The following is a 12,980-nucleotide window of genomic DNA, read 5'->3' as shown; positions in this document are numbered from 1 at the left end:
AGGTGTCTTATGAGTGAATATGTGCTCGATTATGTGTGGGCCTTTGCACTAGCGCTCATCATAACCTTTGCACTTACCCCATTGGTAAAACGCTTTGCCGTTGCTGTTGGGGCAATAGATAAACCTGATGCTCGAAAGGTGCATCATGGTGCGATTCCACGACTTGGTGGATTAGCAATCTTTCTCGGTTATGTGGGATCGGTTCTTTTTAACGATTCCATTCCGCATGATCATAAATTGTTTGGGTTTGTCCTTGGTACAGTCATTTTGGTGCTAGTTGGTATTTGGGACGACATTAAACAAATTGAGCCAAAAACTAAGTTAATGGGCCAAATTATAGCCGCCGCTATCCTAGTGGCTTATGATATTCGAGTAGATTTCATCAACCTTCCTTGGGGTGGTGTAGTATATCTCAAGTATTGGGCTATCCCATTGACTATTTTCTGGATAGTTGGTTTTACAAATATTGTAAACCTTATCGATGGCCTTGATGGCTTGGCTGCAGGTATTTCTTTTATCGCATGTATCGCTGTTTGTGCAATGACATTGCAACTAGGTCAAACTGATCTTGCTTGTATCTCTCTTGCCTTAGCAGGTGCGACTGTAGGTTTCTTGCGGTATAACTTTAACCCTGCAAAAATATTCATGGGTGATACGGGATCCATGTTGTTAGGCTATACATTAGCGGCTATTTCCGTTATGGGGGCCGTAAAGACGGCTGCTACGATTGCTCTAGTGGTACCTGCTATTGTGTTAGGATTGCCTATTTTGGATACCTTATTTGCCATTGTGCGCCGTAAAATCAGTGGACGTCCAATCTTTAAACCCGATAAAGGTCATGTTCACCATCGCTTGTTGGCACAAGGGTTAACACAAAAGCAAGCTGTATTGTTGATGTATGCAGTAACAGCTCTTTTCGGCGGTGTATCTGTTATCGTTGCAGAGGTTAATGCTTGGGTCGGCGCGACCTTGGTATTAGTAATTTTCTTGTGTAGTATTTATATTGCACGACGTCTTGGCGTTATCATGCATAGTGATGCGGCAGGGCATCCGTTACCACGTCCTACAATTGAACGTAGCGACTCGGATGATACCATATCCTTTGATCGCGATGAATTGGCTAAAGCCTTGGAGAATACTGATGATTCTCATAAGGAATAACCATCTGTGGGGCGCTTGGCGCCCCATTTTTTCTATCCTACTACGTTGGAGGCAACTATGTTAAAAGTTATGACAATCTTTGGTACAAGACCTGAGGCTATCAAGATGGCTCCTCTTGTAAAAGCATTACAAGCAGCACCAGATATGGAACCTATCGTCACCGTTACGGCACAGCATCGAGATATGCTCGATCAAGTACTAAACTTGTTTAATATTACCCCAGACTATGATTTAAATATTATGAGCCAAGGTCAAACACTATATGATGTAACTAATCGTGCTTTGATGGGCCTTAAAGATGTATTAGAAGAAGCAAAACCTGATGTGGTACTCGTTCATGGTGATACTACAACTACCTTTGCTGGTGCCTTGGCTTCTTTCTACCAAGAAATTCCTGTAGGTCACGTGGAAGCAGGACTACGGACAGGTGATATTTACTCTCCGTTCCCTGAAGAGATGAATCGCAAATTGACGGGGGCTATTGCGACGTATCACTTTGCGCCTACTTCTAGTTCTGAAAGCAATTTAAAAAAGGAAAATATTAATACAGAACATCTTTATGTAACAGGGAATACTGTTATCGATGCTCTTGATACGACGGTACAAGACAACTATGTATTCGATGATGCAGCTATTAATGCTCTTGATCCTAAAAAACGTACGGTTCTTGTTACCACACATCGCCGAGAAAACTTAGGTGAACCTATGCGCCATGTATATCAAGCCATTCGCGATTTAATTAATGAATTTGAAGATATTCAAGTTGTTTTCCCTGTACATAAAAATCCTAAAGTTCGCCAAGTTGTACAAGAGGAGCTTGGCTCTGTGGATCGTGTTACATTAATCGATCCTCTTGACTATGAACCATTTGCAAACTTGATGGCTAAATCTTACTTGATTTTGACTGATTCAGGTGGGATTCAAGAGGAAGCCCCAGCTCTTGGTAAGCCAGTTCTCGTATTGCGTGATACGACAGAACGTCCTGAAGCAGTAGAAGCAGGTACCGTTCGCCTTGTAGGTACTGATAAAGATGCGGTACATAAAGCCGCTTATGAATTATTGAGCAATGCTGAAGCGTATAAGTTGATGTCTAACTCTGTTAACCCATATGGTGATGGTAAAGCATCTGAACGCATCATCCAAGCGTTGCGCCATGAGTTCTTAGGCAATCCTAATCGTCCTGAACGATTTGGTAAATAATATGGATAAGGATCTTGTGAAAGCCCTCGCCATGGCAACATCAGCGGGGGTCACACTGGTCTCCTGTATAGGAGGTTTTATTTGGCTAGGTTATAAATTGGATACTTGGCTTCAAACGGAACCACTCTGCATGGTCATATTTGGCCTAATAGGAGCTATAACAGGGTTTTATATGTTATATAAACAAGTTAAGTAGTGAGGTATGTATGAATCAATATATAAAATTCATAGTGCGCGTGCTACTGACTTGTTTTTTTATTGCCTTTTTAGGAGTAATAATACAGGTTACATGCGGATTACAACACTATGTATGGGGCTGGCTGTGGGGCATTTTTATAATGGTGCTCTACTTGCTTAGCCTAGCTTTGCATGGACAATCTATTGTGTCAGGAGATCCTTATAAAGCCGTACGTAAATCTCGTAGACAGATGATTTGGCGCCTTATGTTAGTAGGTTCTCTAGTGGTCTTAGGTCTGAAAATTCCGGGTGTAGAGGCTGTTAGCATGTTTATAGGTATCGCGCTTATTCAGCCTGCATTATATGCTGTGTACTGGTGGCTCAGTCGTCAGTTTTAGTTCTAAAATGACGTAAAATAGGAACAACAAAGGTATTCCAATTATGCATTGTATACATTATATTTATGATTAATTGGAATTGCTTACCCTTCAAGTGTTGATTATATATCTATAACGATGTATGATGATACATATATGTTATATTTATATTAATTGTAAATATATTAGGTTTTATTATATCTATGAAAGGGGTTGAGAACGTGGTATTACATGCGGGACACCATGAGGTCGTGCAGTGGTTGGGGTTGACATTTAATATAGATACCTTGATTGCTACATGGGTTACTATGGCTATTGTAATATTAATAACAATACTAGCCACCCGAGGACGTAAATTGGTGCCTGTAGGCTTGCAAAATATAGTGGAATCTATATTAGAAGGCTTAGAGGGGCAATTAGCTCCGAACTTGGGTCGTCATTGGCCGATGGTGAGTTCCTTGTTATTTACGTTTTTCTTATTTATTTTTGTAGGAAATGAATTAGGCTTAATGCCTACACTTAAGGCGTTAACATCACCAACATCTGATATCAATACTACAGTTGCATTGGCTTTATGCAGTACATTAGTAGTATGGGTTATGGGTATTAAAGTTAAAGGCTTATCTTACTTTAAGCATTTTGTACGACCTTATAAGGCTTTGCTAGTACTTAATATCTTTGAAGAGATTGCTAGACCTGTTACGCTTGCTTTCCGTCTATTCGGCAATATCGTAGCTGGTGAAATTTTGTTAGAAGTATTATACAAGTTGCCTTGGTTTGTACCTGTACCATGGGTGTGGATTGCTTTTAGTTTGTTTATCGGCATTATTCAAGCCTTTATTTTTACCGTTCTTACAGCATCCTATTTAGGGATGGCTCTTAGTGAGGAACATTAATTATTATATATGGAGGATATATTATGGAAGCTCAAGGTTTATTCGCATTAGCAGCAGCGATCGCAGTAGGTTGTGGTGCCATTGGTGCAGGTATCGGTGACGGTCTTGTATCTAGTAAAGTAATCGAAGGTATTACACGCCAACCTGAATTGCGTGGTCAATTGATGTCTACTATGTTCGTTGCGATTGGTTTAATCGAAGCGATGCCTATCATCGGTGTAGTAGTTGCGTTTATTTTGTTATTCAGATAATAACGAGGAGGAATAACCTTGGTTGACTTAAGCCTTGGAACGATTCTTGCTCAAATGTTGAACTTTTTTATATTAGTTTGGCTATTGGCGCGTTTTGCATATAAACCATTATTGGCTATGATGACAGAACGTAAAGAACGAATTGCTAAAGATTTAGAAGCTGCTGAACAAGCCCGTGCAGAGACAGAAAAGTTTAAAGCTGATTATGCAGCTCAAATTTCTAATGCTCGTGTAGAAGCACAACAAATTGTTGAAAAAGCAATTCAAGAAGCAGAAAATACTACACGAGAACAATTGGCAACAGCTCGCGAGCAAATTGAACAAGAAAAAAATCGTGCTCGTCAAGATATTGCCATCGAACGCGATCGTGCTATGAACAGCTTGCGTAACGAAGTGGTATCTTTATCTGTAGCTATGGCTGGTAAAGTTGTTGCTAAAGATATGAACAGCGAAACTAATACAAAATTGATCGAAGACGCTATTCGTCAACTTGATAGTAAAACGATAGGGTTGTGATACGATGAGCATAGAAATTGTAGCAGATAAATATGGTTCGGCTATGTTTGAATTAGCTCAAGAACAAAATATTTTGGAACTCATGGAGGAGCAATTAGGTTATGTAGCGTCCGTTATGGCGGAACAGCCTGAACTTCGTTTATTCCTTGAAAATCCAATCGTTACAGAAGATGCAAAGATTAAGTTAGTTGGTTCCATCTTTGAATCTAGTATCGACAAAGTTGCTTTACACTTTATCTATGTGATGATTAAACGCGGGCGCCATCGTTATATTGCACAGGCCATTGCAGCGTTTATTCAAAAATCACGAGAGGCTCGTGGTATTTTGGAAGCTACTGTAACTGTAGCAGAACCAATCACAGCTGATGTAGAAGCATCTGTACAAGCTAAATTACGAGAAGTAACAGGGAAAGATGTTATTTTATCTGTGCGTCAAGATCTATCTATTATGGGTGGTATTATTATCCAAGTAGGGGATAAACGCATTGATGGCTCTGTATCTCGTCGTTTAGAGGAATTAGAAAAATCTTTATTAAGAACGAACTCTATTAGATAGGGGTGAATGGGTATATATGAAAATGAAGCCTGAAGAAATCACTGCTATAATCAAACAGCAGATTCAGGACTATGATGTTGACCTCAATGTCGATGATGTGGGTACTGTTCTCGACGTAGGGGATGGCATCGCCCATATTTATGGTCTTGAAAGAGCCATGGCCGGTGAGTTGCTAGAATTACCACACGGCGTATATGGCTTGGTTTTGAACTTAGAATTAGATAATGTGGGTGCCGTACTATTAGGTGATGACTTCTTGATTAAAGAAGGGGACCAAGTGCGCCGTACTGGCAAAATTATGGACGTTCCTGCCGGAGATGCCTTGATTGGTCGTGTAGTAAACCCTCTTGGTCAACCTCTTGATGGCAAGGGTGCTATTCAAGCTACAGAACGTCGTCCTATCGAACATCCAGCACCTGGTATTGCGGATCGTCAATCCGTAAATGAACCATTGCAAACAGGTCTTAAAGCGATTGATGCGATGGTACCAATCGGCCGTGGTCAACGTGAGCTTATCATCGGTGACCGTGGTACAGGTAAAACTGCGATTGCCTTAGATACTATTTTGAACCAAAAAGGCAAAGATGTTATTTGTATTTATGTAGCTATTGGTCAAAAAGAATCTACGGTTGCTCGCGTAGTGCAAAAGCTTGAAGAAGCAGGCGCTATGGAATATACAATCGTAGTTTCTGCGAGTGCTTCCACAGGTGCACCTCTTCAATACATTGCACCATATGCTGGTGTTGCCATGGGTGAATACTTTATGTACCAAGGTAAACACGTATTATGCGTATATGATGACTTAACAAAACAAGCGGCTGCATATCGTGCTATGTCCCTATTATTGCGCCGTCCACCAGGGCGTGAAGCATATCCAGGTGACGTATTCTACTTACACAGTCGTCTATTAGAGCGGGCTGCGAAACTTTCATCTGAACTTGGTGGAGGTTCTATTACAGCGTTGCCAATCATTGAAACACAAGCAGGTGACGTATCTGCATACATTCCAACAAACGTAATTTCTATTACTGATGGTCAAATTTTCTTGGGAACAGATATGTTCTATTCTGGTATTCGTCCAGCTGTTGACGTAGGTTTGTCCGTATCCCGTGTAGGTGGTAGCGCACAAACTAAAGCGATGAAGCAAGTGGCGGGCCAATTGCGTTTGGACCTTGCTCAATATCGTGAGTTGGCTGCTTTCGCTCAGTTTGGTTCTGACCTTGATGCGGCTACACGCGCTCAACTTGATCGCGGTGAACGCTTAACTGAAATGTTGAAACAAGGTCAATATGAGCCTATGAGCGTAGCGGAAATGGTTATCAACCTGTACGCTGGTACTAAAGGGTACTTAGCAGATATTCAAGTGGCAGATGTATTGTCCTTTGAATCTGAACTTTTACGCTATGTAAAAGCAAATTACCCTGAAATCATCACTAACATTGAAACGTCTAAGAAAATTGACGAAGAAACTGAAAATCTATTGAAGCAAGTAATCCCAGAATGTGTTGAAGCATTTGGCTCTACACATACATTAGTGTCTCGTAAGGAGGCGTAATGTATGGCTAGTGCACAAGATTTGCGAAAACGCATAAAAAGTGTTACCAATACGCAACAAATTACAAAAGCGATGAAGATGGTAGCTTCTGCTCGTCTTCGTAGGGCACAAACAAAAGCGGAAGCTACTCGTCCTTACGCAGAAAAGATAGGGCAAATCTTGCGTCATATGTCTAATAGTGATTTAGAAGGCTTTGAAAGTCCTCTCTTAGATGTGCGACCTGTAGAGCGCACTTGCTATATTGTAGTAGGTGCAGATAAAGGTCTTGCAGGGGCATTTTCGTCTAATGTGTTGAAATTTGCTATGGAACAATTACATGGTAAATCTCCTGATACATACCGTGTTATCACGGCAGGCAGAAAGCCTAGAGATAGCATGAAATCTAGAGGTATTCGCATCGATAAGTCCTATGCGGGCTTTTCTGATAAACCGTCCTATGAACATGCGCGTGCCATCATGCATGAAGCACTTTCACTATATGAACGTCATGAAGTAGACGAAGTCATCATGATCTATACACGTTTTGTAAATTCTATGACGCAAATTGCACAGGCTGAGCGCTTGTTGCCAATAGAGCAACCACAAGATGAGGTAAAAGGCGAAGAGTATGATTTTATGCCGTCCGCCGTATCCGTCTTGGAGGCGTTGCTGCCAAAATACTTAGAAATTACAGTTTATAATGGATTGTTGCAATCTGCAGCTAGTGAATTGGGTGCTCGTATGACGGCCATGACATCGGCTACAGATAATGCAGGGGAACTCATTGAGTCCTTAGGCCTTGAATATAACAAGTTGCGTCAATCTAGCATTACAAACGAAATTTCTGAAATCGTTGGTGGCGCTAATGCCTTGCAATAGATAAGGAGACATCTGTCGATGAGTAATAATATTGGTAAAGTTGTGCAGGTCATCGGCCCAGTTGTAGACGTGCGCTTTGATGCTGGTCATTTACCAGCTATCTACAACGCCATCCACATCTACCATGACCACAAGGCACACGATAGACAAAAAATCGTAGTAGAGGTTATGCAACACTTAGGCGACGATACAGTTCGTTGCGTTGCCATGAGTTCTACTGACGGTATGACACGTAATATGGAAGCAGAAGATACTGGTGCTCCAATTTCCGTTCCTGTAGGGGAAGGCGTATTGGGTCGTATCTTTAACGTACTTGGTGAAACTGTAGACCATGATCCAGCTCCAGTTGTGGCTGATGAAAAATGGCCTATTCACCGTCCAGCACCTAAATTTGATGACCTTTCTCCAGATACACAAATCTTGGAAACAGGTATTAAGGTCGTTGACCTTATCGCTCCATACGTAAAAGGTGGTAAAATCGGTCTTTTCGGTGGTGCCGGTGTAGGTAAAACCGTATTGATTATGGAATTGATTCACAATGTTGCTACAGAGCACGGCGGCTATTCCGTATTCTCCGGTGTAGGGGAACGTACTCGTGAAGGTAATGACTTGTGGAACGAAATGAAAGAGTCTGGCGTTATCAATAAAACAGCCCTCGTATATGGACAAATGAATGAGCCACCAGGGGCTCGTATGCGCGTAGGTCTTACTGGTCTTACAATGGCTGAATACTTCCGTGATGTGAAAAAACAAGACGTGCTCTTGTTCATTGATAACATCTTCCGCTTTATTCAAGCGGGGTCCGAAGTATCCGCCCTCTTAGGTCGTATGCCATCTGCCGTAGGTTACCAACCTACATTGGCTAATGACGTAGGGGCATTGCAAGAGCGTATTACATCTACAAAAGAAGGCTCTATTACCTCCGTACAAGCTGTATATGTACCTGCCGATGACTTGACTGACCCGGCTCCAGCAGCGACATTCGCTCACTTGGATGCGACAACAGTATTGTCTCGTTCCATTGCGGAACTTGGTATCTATCCAGCGGTGGATCCTCTGGACTCTACAAGCCGTATTTTGGACCCACATGTACTTGGTGAAGAGCACTACGCAGTAGCTCGTGGAGTACAAGAAGTATTGCAAAAATATCGCGATCTTCAAGATATTATCGCAATCCTCGGTATGGAAGAATTGTCTGACGAAGATAAACTCACTGTATCTCGCGCTCGTAAGATTCAACGTTTCTTGAGTCAACCATTCTTCGTAGCAGAAGTATTTACCGGTTCTCCTGGTAAATATGTGCCATTGTCCGAAACATTGAGAGGCTTCAGAGAAATCTTGGATGGTAAACATGATGAATTGCCAGAAGGTGCATTCTACATGGTTGGTACCATAGATGAAGCCGTTCAAAAAGCAAAGGAAATGCAAGAGAAGGGGGAATAATCCATGGCGGAACCTATGACCCTACAGATAATTACACCTGATGCGATTGTATTCGAAGGCAAATCTACATTCTTTGTAGGTAAAGCTATCGATGGTGCTTTTGGTATTTTGCCAAACCATGCACCTATGATTATCGCATTAGACTTGGCACCTTTACGCATTGATCAACCAGATGGAACATCTCGTGAATATGCTGTATTTGGGGGCTTCTGTGAAATTGAACATAATAAGGTGAGTATTGTAACCCCTGACTGTCAAGATCCAACATCCATTGATGTGGAACGTGCTCGTCGAGCTAAAGAGCGTGCTGAAGGTCGGTTATCAAATCCTACACCTGATATTGATGTAGAAAGAGCGGAAGCAGCATTGCAACGTGCCTTATTGCGCTTGCATGTTACAAAAATGTTATAAGAAAAAGGCTAGCCAGCTGGCTAGCCTTTTTATCTTTCTAATTTTGATTATAAAACGCTCACACCTTTTAAGGAGTACGCAGTATTCTTAGGTTGTTCTACTTGAAAATCTAGTACAACAGGTGCCTCAGAATTGATACCAGGTGCTTGGTAACGGTCACGGTCTGTTGGAATTCGTTTATATGGTAATTTATCAAGTAATATAGTCATAACTTTGTTCCAAACTGATTTATGTGTTGGCATAGTCAAAGAGTCATCAGTTTGGTTGAAGCCCGTACGAACAGTATGGATTATCTTATCGTTTACATCATAATAGTATAAAAGGGCATTAACCTTTGCGGCGATATAAATTTCATGATTATCCTTATTATACGGATCTGGGCTATTAATAGTATTAACTTGTACATATACGTCTTGTAATGGTACAGGCATAATAACGATTTCAGAATTTTGGGCCTCTGCAATTTGAGCAAGATCAGCGGCTTTAATTTCTGCAGTTGGTGTGTTAGTACTTACGATGGTTGTATTATAGTAAGGATATTTAAGTGTATTTGATAAGCGATCTGTCATGTAGCGACCAAATTGAGCTGTGTTTTCATTGCGCAAATTTGCTGGTACAACAATAGTAACTTTACGGCTCGGAAAGTTTTCTAAGTGTCCATCATGACTTGTACTAGAAGTATTAATTGTGGCTTTTTCTGGAGCTCCAGAAATCGGTGTAGATGTTGGTGTTGCAGCCACTTTTATGACAGGCTCCATATTCGTTTCAGGGGCTAATGTAGGAGCTTCATTACTTGTGCTACTTTGTATAGTGCTAAGAGCTACAGGTTGTGTTGTATTTGGTGTTAACTGACTCAAATCGATCATAGCGGCACTGGCTGTTGTAAATGCAGTTGTGAGTAGTACAGCAAGTACTGTAAGTAGTGGACGTTTATAGAGTCCGAAGTTATGTAACATAATTCCTCCTCTTAATAAAACTCTTTTAAAATTACAAATTATACAATTTATATTATTATATCATATATACAAAAAAAAGAAGCAAGCTTAATAGCTTGCTTCTTTAGTCTGGTGGACGATGACAGGATCGAACTGCCGACATCCTGCTTGTAAGGCAGGCGCTCTCCCAGCTGAGCTAATCGTCCATGGTGGTGACCCGTCCGGGAATCGAACCCGGGATACCGCCGTGAAAGGGCGGTGTCTTAACCGCTTGACCAACGGGCCAAAATGGCTCCTCGAGTAGGACTCGAACCTACGACCGATCGGTTAACAGCCGATTGCTCTACCGACTGAGCTATCGAGGAATGGTACGATTGTTATTATATGTTAGTTTAATTATAAAAGCAAGCATTTTTTTTAGAACACTATAAAATAGATATTGTCAATTATGACTAAAAGACATAACTTTATAAATAAAATTAGTTATCAATAATTTTGATGAGAGAGTCATTAAAATTAATAAAATCTATAGAGCTTATTAACTATAGATATTTACTGCGTTCTAAGGTGATTGTATGGCTCTAAATGAATGGGAGTTAGCAATATAAGTATATTGAAGATAATCGGTATACATATGCATTATAGAAAAGTTTAAAAGATTTAGTTGAAAAGTAGTATCAGTTAAGATGAAAGTGTATTTATCTTATTAGATATAGTCTATGTTTGTGGTTCATTTTAAACCAAATTTATATATAAGAAAGTAGGTAAAAATATAAGATATTAAAATCTTATTGATATGTGATAGACTATGACTTTTATCACAGAATGGGGCTTTTTTAGTGACTGGAGAATAAAGTCTATGTAGGCTATTGAAAAACCGAAATATATACAAAAATATTCATGAAAACAATTCTCAAAAACTGGAAAAGCATTGAGAAAACTGTATAGGTGAGACGTTGAATCCCCTTATATTGTGTGCTACGATTTATGTATAGAGTTAATCTCATCGGTTTGAGATAGATATTCTTTCATATGTTTGAGAATTTTATTTTATCTCATCGGTATTAGAATTAATATTCAACTATTTTCCTGAGGAGGGATTATCTTGCGCGAGATTCAAGTATCTGAAATCACAAAAACAGTCCGTCAAATGTGTATGGACGCAGCTTACCACTTGCCAAAAGACATCTATGAAGGTTTGAAAAAAGGCCGTGAAACAGAAGAGTCTTCGGTAGGTCGTATCGTTCTTGATCAAATTATTAAAAATGCAGAAATTGCCGATGCTGAAGATCGTCCATACTGCCAAGATACTGGTATGACTATGGTATTCTTAAAAGTTGGTCAAGATGTTCATTTCGTTGGTGGTGATCTTACAGAAGCTATCAATGCTGGTGTTGCAGCTGGTTATGTTGAAGGTTATCTTCGTAAATCCGTTGTAGCTGAACCATTGTTCAACCGTAAAAATACACAAAATAACACACCTGCAATCATCTACACTGAAATCGTTCCTGGCGATAAAGTAGATATTCAAGTAGAATTAAAAGGTTTCGGTTCTGAAAATAAATCCGATGTAGCTATGCTCGTACCTGCTGATGGTGTGGAAGGCGTTAAAAATGCAGTCCTTGAAATCGTAAAACATGCAGGCCCTAACCCATGCCCTCCAATCGTACTCGGCATTGGTATTGGCGGTACTATGGACCAAGCAGCTGTTATGTCCAAAAAAGCGTTGCTTCGTGACATTAGTGTACCTCATAAAGATGCAGACTATGCAAAATTAGAAGAAGAAATCATGGAAATGGTTAACAAAACTGGTATTGGACCACAATTGGGTGGCACTACAACTTGTATCGGTGTAAACATCGAATGGGGTGCAACTCACATCGCAGGTCTTCCTGTTGCAGTTACTATCATGTGCCATGCTGCTCGTCATGCTCACGTAGTACTTTAATCGATAGGAGGTAAAAACAATGGCTGAATCAATTCGCATTAATACTGAAGAATATAATGAAGAGTTTTCCCGCAAATTAAAAGTTGGTGATAGCGTTCTTATTACTGGTAAAATTTACTCCGCTCGTGACGCTGCTCATAAAGTTATGACTGAAGCTTTAGCGCGTGGTGAAAAATTGCCAATCGACTGGACAAATAAGTTTGTTTATTATCTTGGACCAACACCTGCAAAACCTGGTGATCCAATTGGTTCCGCTGGTCCTACAACTTCCGGTCGTATGGATGCTTACACACCAACAATGCTTGATCAAGGTATCAAAGGCATGATTGGTAAAGGTTCCCGTAAACCAGAAGTAGTTGAATCCATGAAGAAAAATGGTTGCACATACTTCGCAGCAGTTGGTGGCGCGGCAGCATTGATTGCAAAATCCATCAAAAAATATGAAGTACTTGCTTATGGTGAACTTGGACCAGAAGCTTTGGCTGAATTGACTGTTGAAGATTTCCCTTGCATCGTAGTTGGCGATACTGAAGGTAATAACTTCTACGAATTAGGCCAAAAACCTTACAGAAAAATCTAATATCACCATTGAGTGATAGAAAGAGGCTTGCTAAAGCAAGCCTCTTTTTGTTGTTAAGCCATAATCATATGATGTTCATCCGTTACGTGTAGAGTTTAGTCTACCGATTCTGTCGG

Annotated in this window: 15 protein-coding genes and 3 tRNA genes; 14 read left to right on the top strand and 4 right to left on the bottom strand. The window is 40.5% G+C overall.

Translation table 11 applies throughout. From position 1 onward, the window contains the following. Positions 1 to 9 precede the first annotated feature (9 nt). The 12 genes from AAA071_RS04925 to atpC all read left to right on the top strand — a co-directional run bounded on the left by AAA071_RS04925 (position 10) and on the right by atpC (position 9,401). Positions 10 to 1,161: a glycosyltransferase family 4 protein gene (locus AAA071_RS04925; RefSeq protein ID WP_004695060.1), complete on the top strand. Its 1,152-nt coding sequence runs from the start codon at positions 10 to 12 to the stop codon at positions 1,159 to 1,161. Positions 1,162 to 1,218: 57 nt separating this feature from the next. Continuing rightward, positions 1,219 to 2,361, top strand: coding sequence for a non-hydrolyzing UDP-N-acetylglucosamine 2-epimerase (gene wecB / locus AAA071_RS04920; RefSeq protein WP_004695061.1), 1,143 nt, complete (start codon positions 1,219 to 1,221; stop codon positions 2,359 to 2,361). Position 2,362: 1 nt separating this feature from the next. Further along, positions 2,363 to 2,557, top strand: coding sequence for an AtpZ/AtpI family protein (locus tag AAA071_RS04915; protein WP_012864790.1), 195 nt, complete (start codon positions 2,363 to 2,365; stop codon positions 2,555 to 2,557). 142 nt (positions 2,558 to 2,699) lie between these two features. Beyond that, a complete protein-coding gene (locus tag AAA071_RS04910; RefSeq protein ID WP_229055813.1) occupies positions 2,700 to 2,936 on the top strand; it encodes a hypothetical protein in 237 nt (78 codons plus the stop codon). A gap of 200 nt (positions 2,937 to 3,136) precedes the next feature. Then, positions 3,137 to 3,811, top strand: coding sequence for a F0F1 ATP synthase subunit A (gene atpB / locus AAA071_RS04905; RefSeq protein WP_004695063.1), 675 nt, complete (start codon positions 3,137 to 3,139; stop codon positions 3,809 to 3,811). Between the two features lie 23 nt (positions 3,812 to 3,834). Then, positions 3,835 to 4,062 carry a F0F1 ATP synthase subunit C gene (atpE, locus tag AAA071_RS04900; RefSeq protein ID WP_004695064.1) on the top strand — a complete coding sequence of 76 codons (228 nt, stop codon included), beginning with the start codon at positions 3,835 to 3,837 and terminating at the stop codon, positions 4,060 to 4,062. Between the two features lie 18 nt (positions 4,063 to 4,080). Next, the gene (atpF, locus tag AAA071_RS04895) at positions 4,081 to 4,578 is read left to right on the top strand and encodes a F0F1 ATP synthase subunit B (protein WP_012864787.1); all 498 of its coding nucleotides are present in this window, start codon (positions 4,081 to 4,083) and stop codon (positions 4,576 to 4,578) included. Positions 4,579 to 4,582: 4 nt separating this feature from the next. Next, the gene (gene atpH / locus AAA071_RS04890) at positions 4,583 to 5,134 is read left to right on the top strand and encodes an ATP synthase F1 subunit delta (protein ID WP_021148537.1); all 552 of its coding nucleotides are present in this window, start codon (positions 4,583 to 4,585) and stop codon (positions 5,132 to 5,134) included. A 16-nt stretch (positions 5,135 to 5,150) separates the two neighbouring features. Beyond that, positions 5,151 to 6,689, top strand: a complete 1,539-nt coding sequence (atpA, locus tag AAA071_RS04885; protein ID WP_349234062.1) for a F0F1 ATP synthase subunit alpha — start codon at positions 5,151 to 5,153, stop codon at positions 6,687 to 6,689. A 3-nt stretch (positions 6,690 to 6,692) separates the two neighbouring features. Then, positions 6,693 to 7,547 carry an ATP synthase F1 subunit gamma gene (atpG, locus tag AAA071_RS04880; RefSeq protein ID WP_004697537.1) on the top strand — a complete coding sequence of 285 codons (855 nt, stop codon included), beginning with the start codon at positions 6,693 to 6,695 and terminating at the stop codon, positions 7,545 to 7,547. 18 nt (positions 7,548 to 7,565) lie between these two features. Next, complete coding sequence (gene atpD / locus AAA071_RS04875) at positions 7,566 to 8,990, top strand: F0F1 ATP synthase subunit beta (RefSeq protein WP_004695069.1); 1,425 nt, start codon at positions 7,566 to 7,568, stop codon at positions 8,988 to 8,990. Positions 8,991 to 8,993: 3 nt separating this feature from the next. After that, a complete protein-coding gene (atpC, locus tag AAA071_RS04870; protein ID WP_024060190.1) occupies positions 8,994 to 9,401 on the top strand; it encodes an ATP synthase F1 subunit epsilon in 408 nt (135 codons plus the stop codon). Between the two features lie 47 nt (positions 9,402 to 9,448). Here the strand turns inward: atpC and AAA071_RS04865 are convergent, their stop codons facing one another. From AAA071_RS04865 to AAA071_RS04850, 4 genes are all read right to left on the bottom strand, one after another. After that, on the bottom strand, positions 9,449 to 10,357 hold the full coding sequence (locus AAA071_RS04865) for a hypothetical protein (protein ID WP_058948096.1): 909 nt from the start codon (positions 10,355 to 10,357) through the stop codon (positions 9,449 to 9,451). A 109-nt stretch (positions 10,358 to 10,466) separates the two neighbouring features. Beyond that, positions 10,467 to 10,542: transfer RNA gene (locus AAA071_RS04860), tRNA-Val, on the bottom strand. Between the two features lie 4 nt (positions 10,543 to 10,546). After that, positions 10,547 to 10,621, bottom strand: a tRNA-Glu gene (locus AAA071_RS04855). Between the two features lie 4 nt (positions 10,622 to 10,625). After that, positions 10,626 to 10,701 (bottom strand) — tRNA-Asn (locus tag AAA071_RS04850). Positions 10,702 to 11,441: 740 nt separating this feature from the next. Between AAA071_RS04850 and AAA071_RS04845 the strand changes: the two genes are divergently transcribed. Together AAA071_RS04845 and AAA071_RS04840 are read left to right on the top strand one after the other, a co-directional pair. Next, positions 11,442 to 12,284: a fumarate hydratase gene (locus AAA071_RS04845; protein WP_004695072.1), complete on the top strand. Its 843-nt coding sequence runs from the start codon at positions 11,442 to 11,444 to the stop codon at positions 12,282 to 12,284. Between the two features lie 19 nt (positions 12,285 to 12,303). Beyond that, on the top strand, positions 12,304 to 12,864 hold the full coding sequence (locus AAA071_RS04840; RefSeq protein ID WP_004695073.1) for a Fe-S-containing hydro-lyase: 561 nt from the start codon (positions 12,304 to 12,306) through the stop codon (positions 12,862 to 12,864). Positions 12,865 to 12,980: the final 116 nt, after the last annotated feature.

It is taken from the genome of Veillonella parvula (genome assembly GCF_040097785.1).
In the GTDB taxonomy this organism is placed as follows: Bacteria; Bacillota; Negativicutes; order Veillonellales; family Veillonellaceae; genus Veillonella; species Veillonella parvula_D.
This window is presented reverse-complemented; position numbering and strand designations above follow the sequence as displayed.

Coding starts and splice junctions, on each gene's coding strand:
- atpG (WP_004697537.1), top strand. CDS start 6,693: ATGGCTAGTGCACAAGATTTGCGAAAACGCATAAAAAGTGTTACCAAT.
- AAA071_RS04840 (WP_004695073.1), top strand. CDS start 12,304: ATGGCTGAATCAATTCGCATTAATACTGAAGAATATAATGAAGAGTTT.
- AAA071_RS04915 (WP_012864790.1), top strand. CDS start 2,363: ATGGATAAGGATCTTGTGAAAGCCCTCGCCATGGCAACATCAGCGGGG.
- AAA071_RS04865 (WP_058948096.1), bottom strand. CDS start 10,357: ATGTTACATAACTTCGGACTCTATAAACGTCCACTACTTACAGTACTT.
- atpD (WP_004695069.1), top strand. CDS start 7,566: ATGAGTAATAATATTGGTAAAGTTGTGCAGGTCATCGGCCCAGTTGTA.
- atpC (WP_024060190.1), top strand. CDS start 8,994: ATGGCGGAACCTATGACCCTACAGATAATTACACCTGATGCGATTGTA.
- atpE (WP_004695064.1), top strand. CDS start 3,835: ATGGAAGCTCAAGGTTTATTCGCATTAGCAGCAGCGATCGCAGTAGGT.
- atpA (WP_349234062.1), top strand. CDS start 5,151: ATGAAAATGAAGCCTGAAGAAATCACTGCTATAATCAAACAGCAGATT.
- atpH (WP_021148537.1), top strand. CDS start 4,583: ATGAGCATAGAAATTGTAGCAGATAAATATGGTTCGGCTATGTTTGAA.
- wecB (WP_004695061.1), top strand. CDS start 1,219: ATGTTAAAAGTTATGACAATCTTTGGTACAAGACCTGAGGCTATCAAG.
- AAA071_RS04925 (WP_004695060.1), top strand. CDS start 10: ATGAGTGAATATGTGCTCGATTATGTGTGGGCCTTTGCACTAGCGCTC.
- AAA071_RS04910 (WP_229055813.1), top strand. CDS start 2,700: ATGGTGCTCTACTTGCTTAGCCTAGCTTTGCATGGACAATCTATTGTG.